18 protein-coding genes are annotated in these 17,429 nt (G+C 67.7%); 11 read left to right on the top strand and 7 right to left on the bottom strand.

Annotation, left to right across the window (positions count from 1 at the left end):
- Positions 1–513: 513 nt before the first annotated feature.
- Positions 514–1,746, top strand: a complete 1,233-nt coding sequence (locus tag TSO5_RS31785; protein WP_247871065.1) for a peptidoglycan DD-metalloendopeptidase family protein — start codon at positions 514–516, stop codon at positions 1,744–1,746.
- A gap of 41 nt (positions 1,747–1,787) precedes the next feature.
- Here TSO5_RS31785 and TSO5_RS32875 read toward each other — a convergent pair whose 3' ends face one another.
- From TSO5_RS32875 to TSO5_RS31770, 4 genes are all read right to left on the bottom strand, one after another.
- On the bottom strand, positions 1,788–1,961 hold the full coding sequence (locus tag TSO5_RS32875) for a hypothetical protein (protein ID WP_158281987.1): 174 nt from the start codon (positions 1,959–1,961) through the stop codon (positions 1,788–1,790).
- An 89-nt stretch (positions 1,962–2,050) separates the two neighbouring features.
- Positions 2,051–3,010, bottom strand: a complete 960-nt coding sequence (locus TSO5_RS31780; protein WP_109155349.1) for a GNAT family N-acetyltransferase — start codon at positions 3,008–3,010, stop codon at positions 2,051–2,053.
- Positions 3,011–3,039: 29 nt separating this feature from the next.
- A complete protein-coding gene (gene motA / locus TSO5_RS31775) occupies positions 3,040–3,900 on the bottom strand; it encodes a flagellar motor stator protein MotA (protein ID WP_109074851.1) in 861 nt (286 codons plus the stop codon).
- A 355-nt stretch (positions 3,901–4,255) separates the two neighbouring features.
- Entirely contained in the window at positions 4,256–4,633 is a 378-nt protein-coding gene (locus TSO5_RS31770; protein WP_199231079.1) for a hypothetical protein, read from the bottom strand.
- Between the two features lie 373 nt (positions 4,634–5,006).
- Between TSO5_RS31770 and TSO5_RS31765 the strand changes: the two genes are divergently transcribed.
- Complete coding sequence (locus TSO5_RS31765) at positions 5,007–5,597, top strand: glutathione peroxidase (protein ID WP_109155348.1); 591 nt, start codon at positions 5,007–5,009, stop codon at positions 5,595–5,597.
- 4 nt (positions 5,598–5,601) lie between these two features.
- Here TSO5_RS31765 and ccmB read toward each other — a convergent pair whose 3' ends face one another.
- Together ccmB and ccmA are read right to left on the bottom strand one after the other, a co-directional pair.
- Positions 5,602–6,267: a heme exporter protein CcmB gene (gene ccmB, locus TSO5_RS31760; protein ID WP_098740972.1), complete on the bottom strand. Its 666-nt coding sequence runs from the start codon at positions 6,265–6,267 to the stop codon at positions 5,602–5,604.
- Positions 6,264–6,947 carry a heme ABC exporter ATP-binding protein CcmA gene (ccmA, locus tag TSO5_RS31755; protein ID WP_109155347.1) on the bottom strand — a complete coding sequence of 228 codons (684 nt, stop codon included), beginning with the start codon at positions 6,945–6,947 and terminating at the stop codon, positions 6,264–6,266. Before ccmA ends, ccmB begins: the two co-directional genes overlap by 4 nt.
- 738 nt (positions 6,948–7,685) lie before the next feature.
- Here ccmA and TSO5_RS31750 point away from each other — a divergent pair.
- The 5 genes from TSO5_RS31750 to TSO5_RS31730 all read left to right on the top strand — a co-directional run bounded on the left by TSO5_RS31750 (position 7,686) and on the right by TSO5_RS31730 (position 12,852).
- Positions 7,686–9,365, top strand: coding sequence for a putative transporter (locus tag TSO5_RS31750; RefSeq protein WP_247871064.1), 1,680 nt, complete (start codon positions 7,686–7,688; stop codon positions 9,363–9,365).
- 180 nt (positions 9,366–9,545) lie between these two features.
- Positions 9,546–10,352 carry an ATP-binding cassette domain-containing protein gene (locus TSO5_RS31745; RefSeq protein ID WP_109074854.1) on the top strand — a complete coding sequence of 269 codons (807 nt, stop codon included), beginning with the start codon at positions 9,546–9,548 and terminating at the stop codon, positions 10,350–10,352.
- Positions 10,353–10,437: 85 nt separating this feature from the next.
- The gene (locus TSO5_RS31740; RefSeq protein WP_247871063.1) at positions 10,438–11,292 is read left to right on the top strand and encodes a lysine/arginine/ornithine ABC transporter substrate-binding protein; all 855 of its coding nucleotides are present in this window, start codon (positions 10,438–10,440) and stop codon (positions 11,290–11,292) included.
- A gap of 161 nt (positions 11,293–11,453) precedes the next feature.
- On the top strand, positions 11,454–12,158 hold the full coding sequence (locus TSO5_RS31735; protein ID WP_109155345.1) for an ABC transporter permease: 705 nt from the start codon (positions 11,454–11,456) through the stop codon (positions 12,156–12,158).
- Between the two features lie 4 nt (positions 12,159–12,162).
- Positions 12,163–12,852, top strand: coding sequence for an ABC transporter permease (locus tag TSO5_RS31730; protein WP_109074857.1), 690 nt, complete (start codon positions 12,163–12,165; stop codon positions 12,850–12,852).
- 71 nt (positions 12,853–12,923) lie between these two features.
- Here the strand turns inward: TSO5_RS31730 and TSO5_RS31725 are convergent, their stop codons facing one another.
- Positions 12,924–14,081, bottom strand: a complete 1,158-nt coding sequence (locus TSO5_RS31725) for a penicillin-binding protein activator (protein ID WP_109155344.1) — start codon at positions 14,079–14,081, stop codon at positions 12,924–12,926.
- A 41-nt stretch (positions 14,082–14,122) separates the two neighbouring features.
- On the opposite strand from TSO5_RS31725, the gene rsmI reads away from it, so the two are divergent.
- Genes rsmI through gshB form a run of 4 tightly spaced genes read left to right on the top strand, consistent with a single transcriptional unit; the run spans position 14,123 to position 17,301 of the window.
- Positions 14,123–15,091: a 16S rRNA (cytidine(1402)-2'-O)-methyltransferase gene (gene rsmI, locus TSO5_RS31720; protein WP_109155343.1), complete on the top strand. Its 969-nt coding sequence runs from the start codon at positions 14,123–14,125 to the stop codon at positions 15,089–15,091.
- Positions 15,088–15,456 carry a YraN family protein gene (locus TSO5_RS31715; RefSeq protein ID WP_085090497.1) on the top strand — a complete coding sequence of 123 codons (369 nt, stop codon included), beginning with the start codon at positions 15,088–15,090 and terminating at the stop codon, positions 15,454–15,456. Before rsmI ends, TSO5_RS31715 begins: the two co-directional genes overlap by 4 nt.
- Positions 15,457–15,481: 25 nt before the next feature.
- Positions 15,482–16,324: a transglutaminase-like domain-containing protein gene (locus tag TSO5_RS31710; RefSeq protein WP_109155342.1), complete on the top strand. Its 843-nt coding sequence runs from the start codon at positions 15,482–15,484 to the stop codon at positions 16,322–16,324.
- Between the two features lie 29 nt (positions 16,325–16,353).
- A complete protein-coding gene (gshB, locus tag TSO5_RS31705) occupies positions 16,354–17,301 on the top strand; it encodes a glutathione synthase (protein WP_109155341.1) in 948 nt (315 codons plus the stop codon).
- Positions 17,302–17,429: the final 128 nt, after the last annotated feature.

Genomic DNA, 17,429 nt, shown 5'->3' with positions numbered 1-17,429 from the left:
CGCCGCGCTGTCGTTCAGCGCCCCGCCGTCGGTGGAGCGGGTTATAGGCGCCCTCCCCCAAACCACGCAAGCGCTTTTTTGCGCTTCGATGAAAAATTCCTGACGGTTCGTTTTTCACCGGAGCCTGCACCGGATTCAGTGTAAGGGAACGACCCACCAACCGCGGCGTGGCCGGCGACCGTCCGAGCGCGCCAATCCATAGTGTTCCCATAGGGTTCACCCAGAGTTCACCCCTGCGGTCTTGTGTCGGTTGACAGGGTCGGACCGGTCCAGCATCGTCCGATCCATAGGCTTAACACCTTTGGTGACGGCCATCGCCGACAGCCCGCTGGGCGGCCCCGGGGTTACAGGAGGAGGACGACGGTGCGTTCGAGGCTCTCCCGCCTTCCCACGCTCGCCTTGCTTGCCATCATCTCGGCCGGTGCGTTGACGCCTGCGACTGTTGTCGCGCGTAACGCGGATGCGCCAAATGGCCGGGTTCCCCATGCTTTCAAGCCGGCGGTGAAGCCGAACATGGGCGCGGAGAGCAACTCCGAGGCCAAGGACGATGCCGGGGACAGTGAACGCGCCACCGGGCCGGTCGACCGCCACACCCTGTCCATCGGCCGCGGCGATACGCTGATGGATCTGCTGTCCACCGCCAATGTGCCGGCCAACGATGCCCACGACGCGGTGGCCGCATTGCGCGAGGTCTACAATCCGCGGCGTCTTCAGGTCGGCCAGCATGTGACGGTCCTGTTCGAACCGCGTCGCGGCGGTGCCCGCAAGTTCGTCGGGTTCGAATTCGCCCCGGATCCGCTGCGGTCGGTGTCGATCGCGCGCAAGGGCGATGCCGGCTTCACCTCCAGCCAGATCGAGAAACCGGTCACGCGCAAGCCGGTGGCGGCCCAGGGCGTCATCCGCTCCAGCCTGTTCGAGGCGGGGGCCCAGGCCGGGGTGCCGATCTCGGTCATGATGGCGTTCATCCAGAACTTCTCCTACGACGTCGATTTCCAGCGCGACCTGCAGCCGGGCGACCGTTTCGAGATTCTGTATGAGAAGCTGGTCACGACGGAGGGCAAGGAGGCCGGCGAAGGCGAACTGCTGTATGCCTCGCTGACGCTGAGCGGCGACGACATGCCGATCTACCGCTTCAAGACCCGCGACGGGCGGATCGACTATTACAACGGCGACGGCGAAAGCATCCGCCGCGCCCTGCTGCGCACGCCCATCGACGGCGCCCGCATCACCTCCGGCTTCGGCATGCGCCACCATCCGATCCTGGGCTTCAGCAAGATGCACAAGGGTGTGGACTTCGCCGCGCCGACCGGAACGCCGATCTATGCGGCCGGCCGTGGCACCATCGAGATCGCGGAACGCAGCAGCTCCTACGGCAACTATGTCCGCATCCGCCACAACACCGAGATCTCCACCGCCTATGCCCATATGAGCCGCTTCGCCAAGTCGATCCGCCGCGGCGGGCGGGTCGATCAGGGCGATATCATCGGCTATGTCGGCACCACCGGACGGTCGACCGGGCCGCACCTGCATTATGAGGTGCTGAAGACGGGGCATCAGGTGAACCCGCGCTCCGTCGATCTGCCGACCGGCGAGAAGCTGGAGGGGCGGGAGCTTCAGGCCTTCCAGCAGGCGCGGCGGTCGATCGAGAAGATGTTCGATGACAGCCGCGGCGGCCTGCAGCTGGCGCGCACTCCGGCACCGGCACCGGTGGAGGAAAAGGGCTGCAACAAGGCGAACAGCTGCTGACCGGCTGGTAGGCAATCCGGCGGCGGAAGCCGCCGGTGCCCCTATTCCTTGTTCATCATGTTGCGGATGGCGCCGACGAACTGGCGGGCGGTGTTCTCGTCCTCCAGCATCTTCTGCAGCTTGTCGCGGATGATCATCGCCTTCGGCCGCTGTTGCATGGCGCGTTCGATGGCGACATCGGCTTCGCCGGGCTTCAGGGGTTCGAGGTCTGACATGGCGGACATCCCGTGCGGTAAGGGCGTGTCGGGTCGGCACGCAGGTAAGGATAGCCGGAACCGTCCCGGCCATCATCAGGCAAAGCGCATCAGCGATATTGGCCGACCGTCTCCACCGCCTCCCCGCCGGTGCCGAGCTTGAACTCGGTGACGCCGGGGGCGGTGTCGGGATTGATGCCGCCAAGATCGAGCGCGCGGACGCCGTGCTGCTTCAGTTCCTGCATGGCCTTCCACAGCACCAGCCGCATGGCGCCGCTCTTGCGGCCCGACTCGTTGGCCCAACTGATCTGACTGGTGGCGCAGACGCCGTGGCGGAAGAACAGGCCGCAGGCAACCGGGATGCGGCCATCGAGCGCCGTCACCATCACCACACCGTCGTTGCGGCCACCGCCCTTGACCATGGCGTTGCGCAGGCGGACGGCCAGCGGCCCGGTCATGGCGCGAAAGCCCTTCTCCAGCGCCTGGTCGTGCTCCTGCTTCATCAGCCAGGGCAGATTGTCGGCCTTCCAGTCGGTGTCGAGAATGAGGCCGGCCTTCTCCGCCCCGCGCAAGCGCTGCCGCCAGTCGCGGGCGAAGCCGGCGCGCATCGCCTCCTCGTTGCGGGTCAGGTCGAACCAGACCGTCTGGTAGCCCGGCCCGATCTTGCGGAAGCCGCAGCGGGCGAGCATCGCCTCGTTCTCCGGACCAGCGGGAAGTTCCGGCAACAGGCTGGCGCGGCTGAGAGGCGATCGCGGACAGGCGCGGCGCAGCAGGCGGAACACCGCTTCCAGCGTGGCGGCATCGGGGATCGCGCCGTCGAGCCAGAGCGGGCCGCGGTAGCATTGGCGGTCGTGGAAGACCTTCAGCATGCGGCGGTCCAGCGTCTGGACGAGGCCGACCGGTTCGCCGTCGCGGCGGATAACGCCAAGACGCGGGACATGGCCATAGGTGCGGCCCATGGCGCGGCCATAGGCGAAGCTCTGCAGCAGGGTGGAGCGCGGAACGCGGGCGAACAGGACGTCCCACTCGCCGACCGTTCCCTCGTTCCAGGCGATGTCGATGTCCGGCATCGGGACCCTCGGTCGATCAGGACAACGGGTCAGGCCGGCGGCAGGGCGGAGGTCGCCTCTTCCACCTGGGCGAAGGTCGGGCGGTATTCCGGTTCCAGCACGTTGCGGGCGTATTCCACCGAAATGGCGGGCGCGTAGCCAGAGAGATGGGCGATCAATCCGGTCTTCATCGCCTGATAATATTTGCCTTCCGCGTGATAGATGTTCTTCAGGCCGCTGGCGATTGGGGCGAGGAAGCCGTAGGCGACCAGAATGCCGGTGAAGGTGCCGACCAGCGCGCCGCCGATCAGCTTGCCCAGCACTTCCGGCGGTTCGGTGATCGAGCCCATGGTGTGAATCACGCCCAGCACCGCCGCCACGATGCCCAGCGCCGGCACCGCGTCGGCCACCGCCTGGATGGCGTCGGCGATGCGCTGGTGTTCGTGGTGCATCGTCTCGATGTCCTCGTCCATCAGGTCGACCAACTCGTGCGGATTGTCCGCACCAAGCGACATCAGACGGAGATAGGTACAGAGGAAAGCGATGGCATGATGGTCGCCATAGAATTTTGGGAATTGCTGGAAGAGCGGTGAGTCTTCCGGTTTCTCGATATGTTGTTCGAGTGCCAGCAGGCCCTTGGTCTTCGCGATCTTGAAGACCTGATACATCATGGTGAGGACCTCCAGGAAGTCCTCTTTCTTGTATTTTGGTCCTTTGAACAGGTGACCCAGCTCCTTGCCGGTGTGGGTCACCACAGATTTTGGATTTGCGATGAAAAAGGCGCCGGCGCCGGAGCCCAGGATGATCATGAACTCGAACGGCATCCACAGCACGCCCATGTGGCCACCGCCGAGGATGTAGCCACCGAACACGCTGAAGATCACGATGCCGAAGCCGATCATCACGAACATTCGGTCTTTCCCTCCCCGATACCGACCACGGGCCGCAAGATGCTCCCAGCCGACAGATGGCCGGACATCGGTTGAGTTTCCGTGAATCACCCGAACGGCCTACCGCCTTCGCGACAGGCCGCGCGATCCTACCGGTGCAGGCGGGTCCTGTCACGAAAGGACTGACGATCCAGGCTTTTCAACGGATGCGGTGCGGAAGGCAGGCAAAGGGCCTGCGGGGAGCATGCCGTGACACGGGGCGGGACGCGCGAGAAGGGCACAGGATGGTCACAGCTTGGGAAAGCGGTGCCGAAACGCAAAACGCTCCGGCCGCCGGGTGAGACCGACCGCCGGAGCGCTTGGAAAGCATGGATCGTCAACGGAGCGGAATGTTCATCTGGACGCTGACGCCCGGTTGCGGGGGCGGCGGGGCATAGATGACCGCCGGCGGCGGCGCATAGGAAGGCGCATAGACGACGCGCGGCGGGGGCGGCGGGGCCGGAACCACGACCACCGGCGGCGGCGCGCCATAGATGACGACCGGGCCGTCGTCGTGATGGTGCTTCTTCTTGTGGTGGCCCCAGGCATGGCCGCGGCCATGCTCGCCCGGGTCGGCGAGCGACGGCGTCGACAAGGCGGCGCCGAAAGCCAGCACCGTCGTGACGGCCACCACGACTTTGGCAGCGGCACGGGCCACCCGGCGCACGGCCGTCCGGGGCGACTGGGTGTCCTGCATGATGGCTCCGGCGTTCATCGGCCTGTTCTCCTGGAAGGGGCTTGCATCGGCGACGGGAGCGGCGGCAGCCGGGCGGGCGTCCGCATACCCATTTCGATGGGATAGATTTTTATGCTCAGGCTGAGGCTCGGCCGGGTGGGACATTTTTCGGGCGCTGATCGGTGGACGAGGACGGTTGCAAGGATGGCGGCGACCGATCGCCGTGCATCCTTACCTATCAACTGTCGATCGACGGGCGCCGTGGCTACCCGTCCGAAAGGGGTAGACCCGATGGGACCGGCGACCGGCCTGTCCCATCATGATCCGATAGGCGCCGGACCTCGTATCGGGCATCGTAGATGTAAGGATGCAAAGCCCTCCAACCGCCCCCTCCAACCGCCGAGCCATACCGATGACCGTCCGAACCCGACTTCGCACCGTCGCCATGGCGGCGGTCTTTTCCGTGATGGGAGCCGCCAGCGCCATGGCCGCGAGCAGCACCGCCGCAAGCAACGCTTACGACTTCACCTTCCAGGGCATCGACGGCAAGCCGCTGCCGCTGTCGCAGTTCAAGGGCAAGGCGGTCCTGGTGGTCAACACCGCCTCGCAGTGCGGATTCACCCCGCAATACAAGGGGCTGGAGGCGCTGTGGCAGCGCTACCGCGACCGCGGGCTGGTGGTGGTCGGCGTGCCGTCGGACGATTTCGGCGGCCAGGAGCCGGGGAACGCCACCCAGATCAAGGATTTCTGCGAGGTCAACTACCGCGTCGATTTCCCGCTGACCGACAAGACGGTGGTGTCGGGCGACGGCGCCCATCCCTTCTACCGCTGGGCGGCCGACGAGTTGGGCTTCCTCGCGAAGCCGCGCTGGAACTTCCACAAATATCTGATCGGGCCGGACGGCAAGCTGGTGTCCTGGTTCTCCACCATGACCGACCCCGAGTCGGACAAGGTGCGCGAGGCGATCGAGAAGCTGCTGCCGGAGAAGGCGACGAAATCCTAGCCCCCTACTCCACCGCCTGCCTCAGGGCCGCGGCCCCGGCCCAAGGGGCGAGCGGCAGGGCGGCGGCGAGGATGCCGGCGAGAAGCAGCAGGTGCGGGCGCGGGGTCAGCCCGTTGATCGCCGCGTCGATGGCGCCGGCGCCGAAGATCAGCACGGGAATATAGAGCGGCAGGATCAGCAGCGACAGCAGCACGCCGCCGCGCCGCGCCCCCAGCGTCAACGCCGCCCCGATGGCGCCGATCAGGCTCAGGATCGGCGTGCCCAGGGTCAGCGTCAGCACCAGAACGCCGAACCCTTGCGCATCCATGTTCAGCAGAACAGCCAGCAGCGGCGCGGCGACGATCAGCGGCACGCCGGTGACCAGCCAATGGGCCAGCGTCTTCGCCAGCACCGCAGCCTCCAGCGGCAGGGGAGAGAGCGAGAGCAGTTCCAGCGACCCGTCCTCGTAATCGGTCTGGAACAGCCGCTCCAGCGACAGCAGCGAGGCGAGCAGCGCCGCCACCCAGATCACGCCGGCGGCGATGCGGGCGAGGATGTTCGGCTCCGGCCCGACGCCGAAGGGGAACAGCACCACGCACAGCACGAAGAACATGACGGCGATGGTGGCGTCGGACCCCTGGCGCAGGGCCAGCCGCAGGTCGCGCGCGACAAGGCGCAGAAAACGGCTCATGGCGCGGCCCCTTCTTCTTCGTATTCCTCGTCGCCGGCCTCTTCATCGTCGGCGTAGGGGGCGAACTCGTCGAGATGCAGTTCCTCGCCGCCGGGGGTGGCGATGTCGGTGTGGGTGGACAGCACCACCATGCCGCCCTGGGCGCGGTGTTCGGCGATCAGTCCCTCGAACAGGGCGATGGCGGCGCGGTCGAGCGCCACGGTCGGCTCGTCCAGCAGCCACAGCGTCGCCGGTGCCGCCAGCAACCGCGCGAGGTTCAGCCGGCGCTTCTGACCGGCCGACAGATAGCGGCCCGGCACCCCGGCGATGTGCGGCACTCCCAGCCGGTCGAGCGCGGCCCGCGCGTTGGCGGACGGGTCGGCGGCACCGGCCAGCGCCGCCCAGAAGGCGAGATTCTCCGCCGCGGTCAGCACCGGCTTCACCGCATCGAGATGGCCGACATACTGCACCCGCGACCGGTGGCCGTCGGGATCCTCGGAAACCGGCACCCCGTCCCAGTCCAACGTCCCGCGCAGCGGCTTCAGCAGCCCGGCCATCACCCGCAGCAGGCTGGACTTGCCGCTGCCGTTGGGGCCGAGCAGCACCAGCGCTCCGCCGGGGGCGATGCGGAACTCCAGCCCGGTGAAGACCAGACGGTCGCCACGCAGGCAGGTCAGTTCTGATCCGGCAAAGACAGGCATGGTGACGGGTCGCGCTTCCGGTTGAAGGAGGCGCTGCTATAGCACAGGGGGACGGGAAAGCCGGAGCGGAAAGCCACGCGGGCTATGACACACGGCCTGTTGGGAAGGCCGCGCGGCCGGGAAACAACATTGACACGGATTTCACGGATTTACCCACGGATTTCACGGATCAGGACACTTGGGTGATAAAAAGCCGAAACACAGAATAGTAAAATCCGTGTCTAAATCTGTGAAATCCGTGCAGACCTTGCCCGACATATTTACCGTCACGGGACCGACGAGCACGCCACCCAAAAGAAAAGGCCACCGCGAGGGGGTTCTCGCGATGGCCTTGCGTCCGGCCGGGTCCGGCCGGTCGATACCTTTTGGAACGGCTTCGTTCGTCGCTGCGGCGGCGCTAGGGGGAACGCCGGTGCGCGACCTGCGGGGCCGGTTGCTTGAGATAAGGTCTATGGGAAGAAAATGGCAAAATTTGGATGGAGTTCGAGGATTCGGACGCCGCCCCATGACGGGCCGCATACCCCGCAGCGCTGCACCCCCATGCGTTCACCGCAGCGCCGGATGCCGGGATTGTCACGGCTAAAGGCCGTGCACTTGTTCTGAATCAACGCTTTGCCCGCGGTCCTACCGCATCGTCGCGCCGTCGTCCCCAATCGAAGGGGGAGTGCCGCAGTCATCCGGGATCCCACCGAACGCAGCGGCGGTTTGCCCAAATGTGTTCAGGAAGCGAGTTGCTCCATGTCGGCTTTCGCAGACATTCTCCAGGCCATGCCGCCGATCGCGCGGGTGGTGCTCATGCTCGGTCTCGTGTCGGCGGCAGGCGTGGCGCTCGGCCATATCAAGATCCGCGGGGTCGGGCTCGGCATCGGCGGCGTTCTGTTCTCCGGCATCGCCGGCGGCCACATCGCCAAGCAGGCGGGCATCGCCTTCAACCCGGAGATGATGGACTTCATCCGCGATTTCGGCCTGATCCTGTTCGTCTACACCATCGGCATCCAGGTCGGCCCCGGCTTCTTCGCCGCGCTCCGCCGCAGCGGGCTGGCGCTGAACGGGCTGGCCCTGCTGATGGTGGGGTCCAGCATCCTGCTGACCGCGGCGCTGGTGTCGTCGGGGGTGCTGTCGCTGGGCTCCTCGCTCGGCGTGTTTTCCGGCGCGGTGACCAATGCCCCGGCGCTGGCCGCCACCCAGCAGGTGCTGACGGAGGTCGGGGCCGATGCGGCGGTGATGGCCCTGCCCGGCCTTGCCTTTGCCGTCACCTACCCCTTCGGCATCGCCGGCAACCTGCTGGCGATGGCCGCCGTCCGCATCCTGTTCCGCATCGACCCGGAGGCCGAGGCCGCCCGCTTCGAGGAGTGCCGCCGCGCCGAGGTGTCGACGCTGGAGACCATGGACCTGACCGTGCGCAACCCGGAGCTTGAGGGCCGGCCGCTCGGGTCCGTCGACGCGCTGTGCGACCATGGCGTGGTCGCCTCCCGCCTGTTGCGCGACGGCACGCTGTGCGTCCCCCACAACAACACCTGCCTGAAGCTGGGCGACGTGCTGCATGTGGTCGGGCCGCGGCCGAAGCTGGAGCAGGTGCGGACCCTGCTGGGGCAGGAGTTCGACCGGCCGCTGACCACCAAGGGCACCGACCTGAAATGGGAGCGCATCGTCGTCACCAACAATACGGTGCTGGGCAAGTCGATCGCGGCGCTGAACCTGCAGGACGCCCATGACGTGGTGGTCAGCCGCGTCAACCGGTCGGGCGTGGAGCTGGTGCCGACCCCGGCGCTGAAGCTGCAGTTCGGCGACATCCTGACGGTGATCGGCCGGCCGGACAGCCTCGCCGCCGTCGGCCGCGTCTTCGGCAACTCCGCCCGCAAGCTGCAGCAGGTGGAGATGATCCCGATGTTCCTGGGCATCGCGCTGGGCGCGGCGCTCGGCGCCATTCCGATCTTCCTGCCGGGCATGCCGGCGCCGCTGCGCCTCGGCCTTGCCGGCGGGCCGCTGATCGTCGCGCTGATCCTGGGCCGCGTCGGCCATGTCGGGCCGCTGGTGTGGTTCATGCCGCCGGCCGCCAACCTGGCGCTGCGCGAGATCGGCATCATCCTGTTCCTGGCCGTGCTGGGCATCTCGTCGGGCGACCGCTTCGTCGCCACGCTGGCCAGCGGCGCCGGCTGGCCCTGGATCATGTGGGGCGCGCTGGTCACGCTGGTGCCGCTGCTGCTGACCGGGCTGGTCGCGCGCGGGCTGATGAAGCTGAATTTCCTGACCATCTGCGGCGTGCTGGCCGGATCGCAGACCAACCCGCCGGGGTTGGCCTACGCCAACGCGCTGGTCGCGTCGGAGGCTCCGGCGCTGGCCTACGCCACCGTCTATCCGCTGGCGATGTGTCTGCGTATCCTGGGGCCACAGATTCTGGTACTTTTGTTGTGGTAACGCACTGTTTCCGGACACAAGCGGCTTAACGTGCATTTGATGTGAAATCTGCGTTGCGAAACGCGCATGCCCCGGTCTAGCCTGTGCCCCAATGGTCATACCGAAGCCTTGGCCGGCCGCATCGGCCCGCCGCGTCGGCGCAGCCTTCCCCCGCCACCCGAACCAGCCGGTTTTTCGCGCATGCACCGTCACCCGCCAGTCAGCGAGTCCGCTCCCGCCGCCGTCGTCGTGGAGGATCTGCACAAGCGGTTCGGCGAGCTGGAGGTGCTGAAGGGCGTCTCGCTGACCGCCCGCGAGGGCGACGTCATCACGCTGATCGGCTCATCGGGCTCGGGCAAGAGCACGCTGCTGCGCTGCATCAACATGCTGGAGATCCCGGACGACGGGCGGGTCGTCATCGGCGGCGAGGCCATCGCGCTGAAGAAGACGCGCGGCGGCGCCAGCGTCCCCGCCGACACCCGTCAGGTGGAGCGCATCCGCACCAGCCTCGGCATGGTGTTCCAGAGCTTCAACCTCTGGACCCACATGACCATCCTGCAGAACGTGATCGAGGCGCCGGTGCATGTGCTGGGCGTGCCGAAGGCGGAAGCCATCGACCGCGCCCGCATGCTGCTGGACAAGGTCGGCATCCTGGCGAAGGCCGACGCCTATCCGGTCCAGCTCTCCGGCGGCCAGCAGCAGCGCGCCGCCATCGCCCGCGCGCTCGCCATGCAGCCCAAGGTCATGCTGTTCGACGAACCGACCTCGGCGCTCGACCCCGAGCTGGTCGGCGAGGTCCTGCGCGTCATCCGCCAGCTGGCGGACGAAGGCAACACGATGATCCTGGTGACGCACGAGATGGGCTTCGCCCGCGAAGTGGCGTCCAAGGTGGTTTTCCTGCACCAGGGGCGGATCGAGGAGGAGGGGTCACCCGACAAGGTGCTGACCGACCCCGACTCGGACCGGGTGCGGCAGTTCCTCTCGCGCCATCTGTCCGGCGCGGCGTGAGGGGACGAGGCAGAGGGCAGGACCGGACCGTCAGAAACAGCCCGGCCCCGGCAGGGGCGAGAGAACGGGCGAACCGAACAGAGGAGTGTGTTCGTTGAAGAAGATCGTTTCGGCCCTGGCGCTCGGCGCCATGATGGCTGTGGCCGCGGCAGGCGCCGCCAACGCCAAGGAATGGAAGACGGTCCGCATCGCCAGCGAGGGCGCCTATCCTCCGTGGAACGCCACCGACACCTCGGGCAAGCTGACCGGTTTCGAGGTCGATCTCGGCAACGACCTGTGCAAGCGCATGAAGGTCACCTGCGAGTTCGTCGCCCAGGATTGGGACGGCATCATCCCGGCCCTGCAGCAGGGCAAGTACGACGCCATCATGTCGGCGATGACCATCACCGACGAGCGCAAGAAGGTCATCGACTTCTCGGTTCCCTACGGCACCGAGCCGTCGGTGTTCGCCGTGATGGCCGACTCGCCGCTGGCCAAGTCGCTGAAGCTCGGCGACGACCGCGTCGACCTGAACGACCAGGGCAAGGCCAAGCCGGTGCTGGAAAAGCTGGCCGACGCCCTGAAGGGCAAGGCCGTCGGCGTCCAGGTGTCGACCATCCAGGCCGACTTCATGGACAAGCATCTGCCGAAGGTGACCATGCGCACCTACGACAAGATCGACAATGCCGGCATCGATCTCAGCTCCGGCCGCGTCGACGCCATGCTGGGCGACCGTTCGGTGGTCGAGGCGGTGGTGAAGGCCACGCCGGACAAGATGGTCATCGTCGGCCCGAACTTCATCGGCGGCGTGATCGGCGAGGGCATGGGCGTCGGCCTGCGCAAGGACACCGCCGACCTGAAGGCGATGTTCGACAAGGCGATCGCCGAGGCGCTGAAGGACGGCACCGTCAAGAAGCTGAGCACCCAGCATTTCGGCTATGACATCTCCCCCACCAAATAAGGGGACCAAGTAAGGCGGGCCTTCGGCTCTCCTGTCTGATCGGAACGGCGCCCGGCGGCCTTCACGGCAACCGGGCGCCAGTCGTTCCGTGATCTCCGTTCGCTGAACCCCGTACGGCCGGCCGTCCGCGCCGCGCCCGGCGGGCCTTACCGGGCGTGCCAATGCTGGAACTCCTTTCCTTCGGTCCCAACGGCTGGGGCGGACAGCTTCTGATGGGCACCGCGATGACCGTCGCGGTCGCCGTGTCGGCCTTCGCCTTCGGCATCGTCGTCGGATCGCTCGGCGCCTCGGCCAAGCTCAGCCACTCCCTGGCGCTGAACGTCCTGGCCGACTTCTACACCACCATCGTCCGCGGCATCCCCGAACTGCTGGTGATCTATCTGCTGTTCTTCGGCGGCAGCGGGGTCGCCACCTCCATCGCCGCCGCCTTCGGCTATGACGGCCGGGTCGACCTGAACGCCTTCACCATCGGCGTGCTGGCGGTCGGGCTGATCTCCGGCGCCTATTCGACCGAGGTGATCCGCGGCGCGGTGCAGTCCGTTCCCTTCGGCCAGATCGAGGCGGCGCGCGCCTGCGGGATGAGCCGCTGGCTGATCCTGCGCCGGGTGCTGGTGCCGCAGACGCTGCGCTTCGCCCTGCCCGGCCTCGGCAATGTCTGGCAGCTGACGCTGAAGGACACCGCGCTGGTGTCGGTGACGGCCTTGGCCGAGCTGATGCGCATCACCCATCTGGCGGCCGGCGCCACGCGCCAGCCCTTCCTGTTCTACGGCACCGCCGCCGTGCTGTATCTGCTGCTGACCACCATTTCGACGGCGCTGTTCAACCGCGCCGAAATCTCCGCCAATCGCGGCGTCCGGAGGGCCTGAGGCCATGAACTGGCAACTGATGTGGGACAGCCTGCCCCGCATGCTCGGCGGCCTGTCGCTGACGCTGCAGCTGATCCTGGGTTCGCTGGCGCTGGGCGCGCTAGTGGCCTTCGCCGTCGCGCTTCTGCGGCTGTCGGGCAACCGCGTGGTGGAAAAGCTGGCTGCGGCCTATGTCTTCGTCTTCCGCGGCACGCCGCTGCTGGTGCAGATCTTCCTGGTCTATTACGGGCTGGGCCAGTTCGAGTTCATCCGCGACAGCTTCCTGTGGCCCTTCCTCCGCGAGCCCTACTGGTGCGCCATCCTGGCGCTGACGCTGAACACCGGCGCCTACACCAGCGAGGTGCTGCGCGGCGCCATCCTGTCGGTGCCGCAGGGACAGGTCGAGGCGGCGCGGGCCTGCGGCATGTCGCGCGCGCTGGCCTTCCGCCGCATCGTCCTGCCGGTGGCGATCCGCCAGATGCTGCCGGCCTACGGCAACGAGGTGATCCTGATGGTCAAGGCGACCTCGCTCGCCAGCACCATCACGCTGATGGAGGTCACCGGCATCGCCCGGCGCATGATCGCCCAGACCTTCGCGGTCTTCGAGCTGTTCATCGTCGCCGGGGCGATCTATCTGGTGCTGAATTTCGTCGCCACCCGCCTGATCAAGTTCGCCGAATGGCGCCTGACCCCCTATCTGCGGGCACGGGCGTAAGGCGCGGGCGTAAGTAAGGATAGCAATGAAAAAGCCCTCTCCCGGCTGGGGAGAGGGCTTTTTCGTATCCGTCACTGCCCCAGCATCTCGAAGCTGGGCGGGGCCGGATCGACGACGCGGGCGCCGGTCGGGGTGATCTCCATCACCGCCAGCCCACGTTCGACCATGCCGTCGGACCGCAGGCGGAACAGGCCGTCCAGCCCCTCGAAGCCGTTGGGGTTGGTCATCGCCATGCGGTCGAACGGAACCGGGCCGCCGCTGCGGGTCAGCACCGCGGCGATCGAAGTCGCGTCATAGGCCAGCGTGGCGATGCGCGGCGGCTTGCGGCCATAGACCTGCTCGAACTGCGACTCGAAGCGGGCGCGGGTCTGCGGAGCGGGGGCGGCGTAGAGCGCGCCGACCAGCGCCGGCTCCTGCCCCAGCGCCCCCTGCGAGCTGTCGTCCCACAGGCCGGTCCCCAGCAGTTTGACCTGCTGCGGCTGCACGCCGTTGGCGGCCAGCGCCTGGGCGATGCCCTGGGCGCGCTGCCCGCCTTCGGCCAGCATCACCGCCTGCGGCTGCGGGGTTTCCTGCGCCACCTGCTTGGCCGGGACCGACAGGTCGGTGACCGCCGGGTCATAGCGCTCCACCTGCGTGGTCATGGCGCCGAGCCGCGGCGCGATGGCCTGCATGGCATTGACCACCGCGTCGCCGTAGGGGGAGCGCGGCGCCAGCACGGTGAAGCGCGTCGCTCCGCGCGACCGGGCATAGCCGGCGACGCGGCTGACCTGATCGGCCGGAACGAAGCCCATCACATAGGTGCCGTTGCCGGCCTGGGTGGCGTCGTTGGTGAAGGCCAGCACGTCGACGCCGGCATTCTGGGCGATGGGCCGCACCGCGGCGACGTCGGCGGCGAACAGCGGACCGATGATGAGGCGGGCGCCCTCGGCCAGCGCCTGACGTGCCGCGTCGGCGGCGCCGTTCGGCGTGCCCTTGGTGTCGCGCGGCAACAGCTGCAGCCGGTCGCCGGCCATGTCGAACAGCGCCATCTGCGCGGCGTCCAGCATGGACTGACCGATGGCGGCGCTCTGCCCGCTGAGCGGCACCAGGACCGCGACCTTGACCGGGACCTGCGTCTCCGGCAGGGGAGCCTCCGGGGCCGGAACCGGTTGCGGCGCTTGTGCCACCCGCGGCGGCGCGCTTACAGTCGAACAGGCCGACAACAGGCCGGCGACCAGCAAGGCTGCCACGCCGTGACGTTTCAGACCCTGTGAGAAAGCTGTTGCCAAGCGTGCCACCAATCATCTCCACATCTGCTGAAACGGCCGCCGATACCGAAGGCGAGGCCCAAGGCATGCCCCCCAACGAGCCGGCCGAAAGTGGCGCTCAAGGTAGCCCCCTCGCCGCGCCAAGTAAACTCGCGGGCGGACTCCATGTCGTCGCTACCCCCATCGGAAACGCCGCGGACATCACGTTGCGCGCGCTCGACACGCTGAAGCGGGCCGACGCCATCGCCTGCGAGGACACGCGCGTCACCGCCAAGCTGATGGGCATCCACGGCATCCACACCCCCTTCGTCTCCTACCACGAACACAACGCCGCAAAGATGCGTCCGGTCCTGATCGAACGCATGAAAAAGGGCGAGGCCATCGCGCTGGTCACCGACGCCGGCACGCCGCTGGTCTCCGACCCCGGCTACAAGCTGGTGCGGAAATGCGTGGCGGAAGGCGTGGCGGTGACCACCCTGCCCGGCGCCTCCGCCCCGCTGGTGGCGCTGGTGCTGTCCGGCCTGCCGACCGACCGCTTCCTGTTCGCCGGCTTCCTGCCGAACAAGAGCAGCGCGCGCCGCGCCACCGCCGGCGAGTTGAAGGGCGTGCCCGCCACGCTGGTCTTCTTCGAATCGCCGCAGCGCCTGCCGGAGTCGCTGGCCGACCTTGCCGACATCCTGGGCCCGCGCGAGGCCGCCGTCGCCCGCGAGCTGACCAAGCTGTACGAGGAGGTACGGCGCGGCACCCTGCCGGACCTTGCCGCCCATTATGCCGAGGCCGGCCCGCCGCGCGGCGAGGTCGTGCTGGTCATCGGCCCGCCGGGAGAGGAGGCGACGCCGGGCGAGGCCGACGTCGACGCCCTGCTGCGCGAGGCTCTGACCCGCCTGTCGGTGCGTGACGCCGCCGCCGACGTCGCCGCCCGCACCGGTCAGCACAAGCGCACCGTCTATGCCCGCGCGCTGGAGCTGCAGCGCGAGGAGAAGGCGAAATGACCGACCTGGATGCGCGGCGCCTGCGTGCCGAAAGCCTGGGCCGCCGGGCGGAGGCGCTGTGCCGCCTGTCGCTGCGGCTGCGCGGCTACCGCATCCTGGCCAGCCGCCTGCGCACGCCGATGGGCGAGATCGACATCGTGGCGAAGCGCGGCAAGACCATCGCCATCGTCGAGGTGAAGGCACGTGGCGACTGGGACACCGCCAACGAGGCGCTGAACGCCCGCCAGCGCGGTCGGCTGGCCCGCGCCGCCCATGCCTTCCTGGGCGCCAACCCGCGCTATGCCGGCTATGTCTTGCGCTTCGACGTGATGCTGGTTACCCCTTGGGCCTGGCCCCGTCATCTGGTCGATGCCTGGAGACTGTGAGGGGCGACATGAGAGGGCGACAGTCTTGAGCAACCGCGCGGAAGCCCGCGAAATCCTGCGCCGCATCGGCGACCAGCCGGACGACGAGATCGATCTGGCCGAAGCCGCCCTGGCGCTGGGCGCGCTGGAGCTGCCGAACGCCGACCTCGCCCCCTACCGCGCCCATATCCGCGCCATCGTCGAGGATCTGGCCGCCCGCGTCTCGGCGCAGGATCCAGACACCGACAGGCTGGAGACGCGCATCGCGCATCTGCATGCGGTGATCGGCGGGCGCCACGGCTATTCCGGCGACCACGACACCTACGACGACCTGCAGAACGCCAACCTGCTGCGGGTGATCGACCGCCGGCGCGGCCTGCCGGTGGCGCTGGGCATCCTCTATATGCACGCTGCCCGCTCGCAGGGCTGGCCGATGGTCGGGCTGAACTTCCCCGGCCATTTCCTGGTCCGCATCGAGAAGGACGGGGCGCGCGCCATCATCGACCCCTTCAACGAGGGCCAGACCCGAAGCGTCGTCGACCTGCGCGACCTGCTGAAGGCCACCGCCGGCAGCGCCGCCGAGCTGGAGCCCGGCCATTACCAGCCGGTGTCGAACCGCGACGTGCTGCTGCGCCTGCAAAACAACATCAAGCTGCGCCACCTGTCGGCGCACGAGGTGCCGAAGGCGCTGGAGGTGCTGGAGGCGATGCGCCTGTTCGCCCCGCACGAGCCGTCGCTGTGGCGCGAGACCGGCCTTCTGGAGGCCCATGCCGGCAACCTGAAGGACGCCATCACCGCGCTGGAGACCTTCATGGCGCTGACCGGCGACGACCACCACCGGCACCAGACCGCCTCGCTGATCCAGCAGTTGAAGAACCGCCTGAACTGACCCCCGTTGCAGAGGTCCGGAGACCCGTCATGAGCCTCGCCGTCGCCTTCCAGATGGACCCCATCGAGTCGATCAACATCGACACCGATTCCAGCTTCATGATGGCGCTGGAGGCGCAGAAGCGCGGCCATCGCCTGTACCACTACCATCCGCGCGACCTGATCCTGACCGGCAACCGCCTGACCGCCCGCGTGCGCGAGATGACGGTGGTGCGCCAGCGCGGCGCCCATTACACGCTGGGCGAACCGGTGATGACCGACCTGTCGACGATGGACGTCATCCTGCTGCGGCAGGACCCGCCCTTCGACATGGCCTACATCACCTCCACCCATCTGCTGGAGCATGTGCAGCCCAAGGTGCTGGTGGTCAACGATCCGGCCGAGGTGCGCAACGCGCCGGAAAAGCTGTTCATCACCAAATTCCCCGACCTGATGCCGCCGACGCTGATCACCAGCGACAAGCAGGCGATCCTCGACTTCCGGGCGGAGCATAAGGACATCATCGTCAAGCCGCTGTTCGGCAACGGCGGCGCCGGCGTCTTCCACCTGAAGCCCGATGACGAGAATCTCGGCTCGCTGCTGGAGCTGTTCACCCAGCTCTACCGCGAGCCGGTGATCGTGCAGAAGTACCTGCCGGAAATCCGCCAGGGCGACAAGCGCATCATCCTGGTCGACGGCGAACCGGTGGGCGCGGTCAGCCGCATGCCGCTGGAGGGCGAGGCCCGCGCCAACTTCCATGCCGGCGGCAGCGCCCAAAAGACCGAGCTGACGGCACGCGAGCGCGAGATGTGCGCCGCCATCGGTCCGGTTCTGCGCGAGAAGGGTCTGGTCTTCGTCGGCATCGACGTGATCGGCGACTACATGACCGAAATCAACGTCACCTCCCCCACCGGTATCCAGGAGATCAACCGGCTGGACGGCGTGCAGCTGGAAGCCCTGCTGTGGGACGCCATCGAGCGCCGCCGCGCGGGCAAGTAAGGATACGCTTCTGCGCGAGAGCGTGGCGTAGCTTTGTGCAATTTTTCGGGAAGGTGAGGCCCGCATACCCTTGCGGGCAATCGGCTCCGGACTTATCTTGAACCGTGGGAGCGGCGGGCTGCTACCCC

Origin of the sequence: Azospirillum sp. TSO5 (assembly GCF_003116065.1) — a bacterium.
Taxonomy (GTDB): domain Bacteria; phylum Pseudomonadota; class Alphaproteobacteria; order Azospirillales; family Azospirillaceae; genus Azospirillum.
Note: the sequence above shows the minus strand (reverse complement) of the source record. Positions and strands in the feature narration are given on the sequence as shown.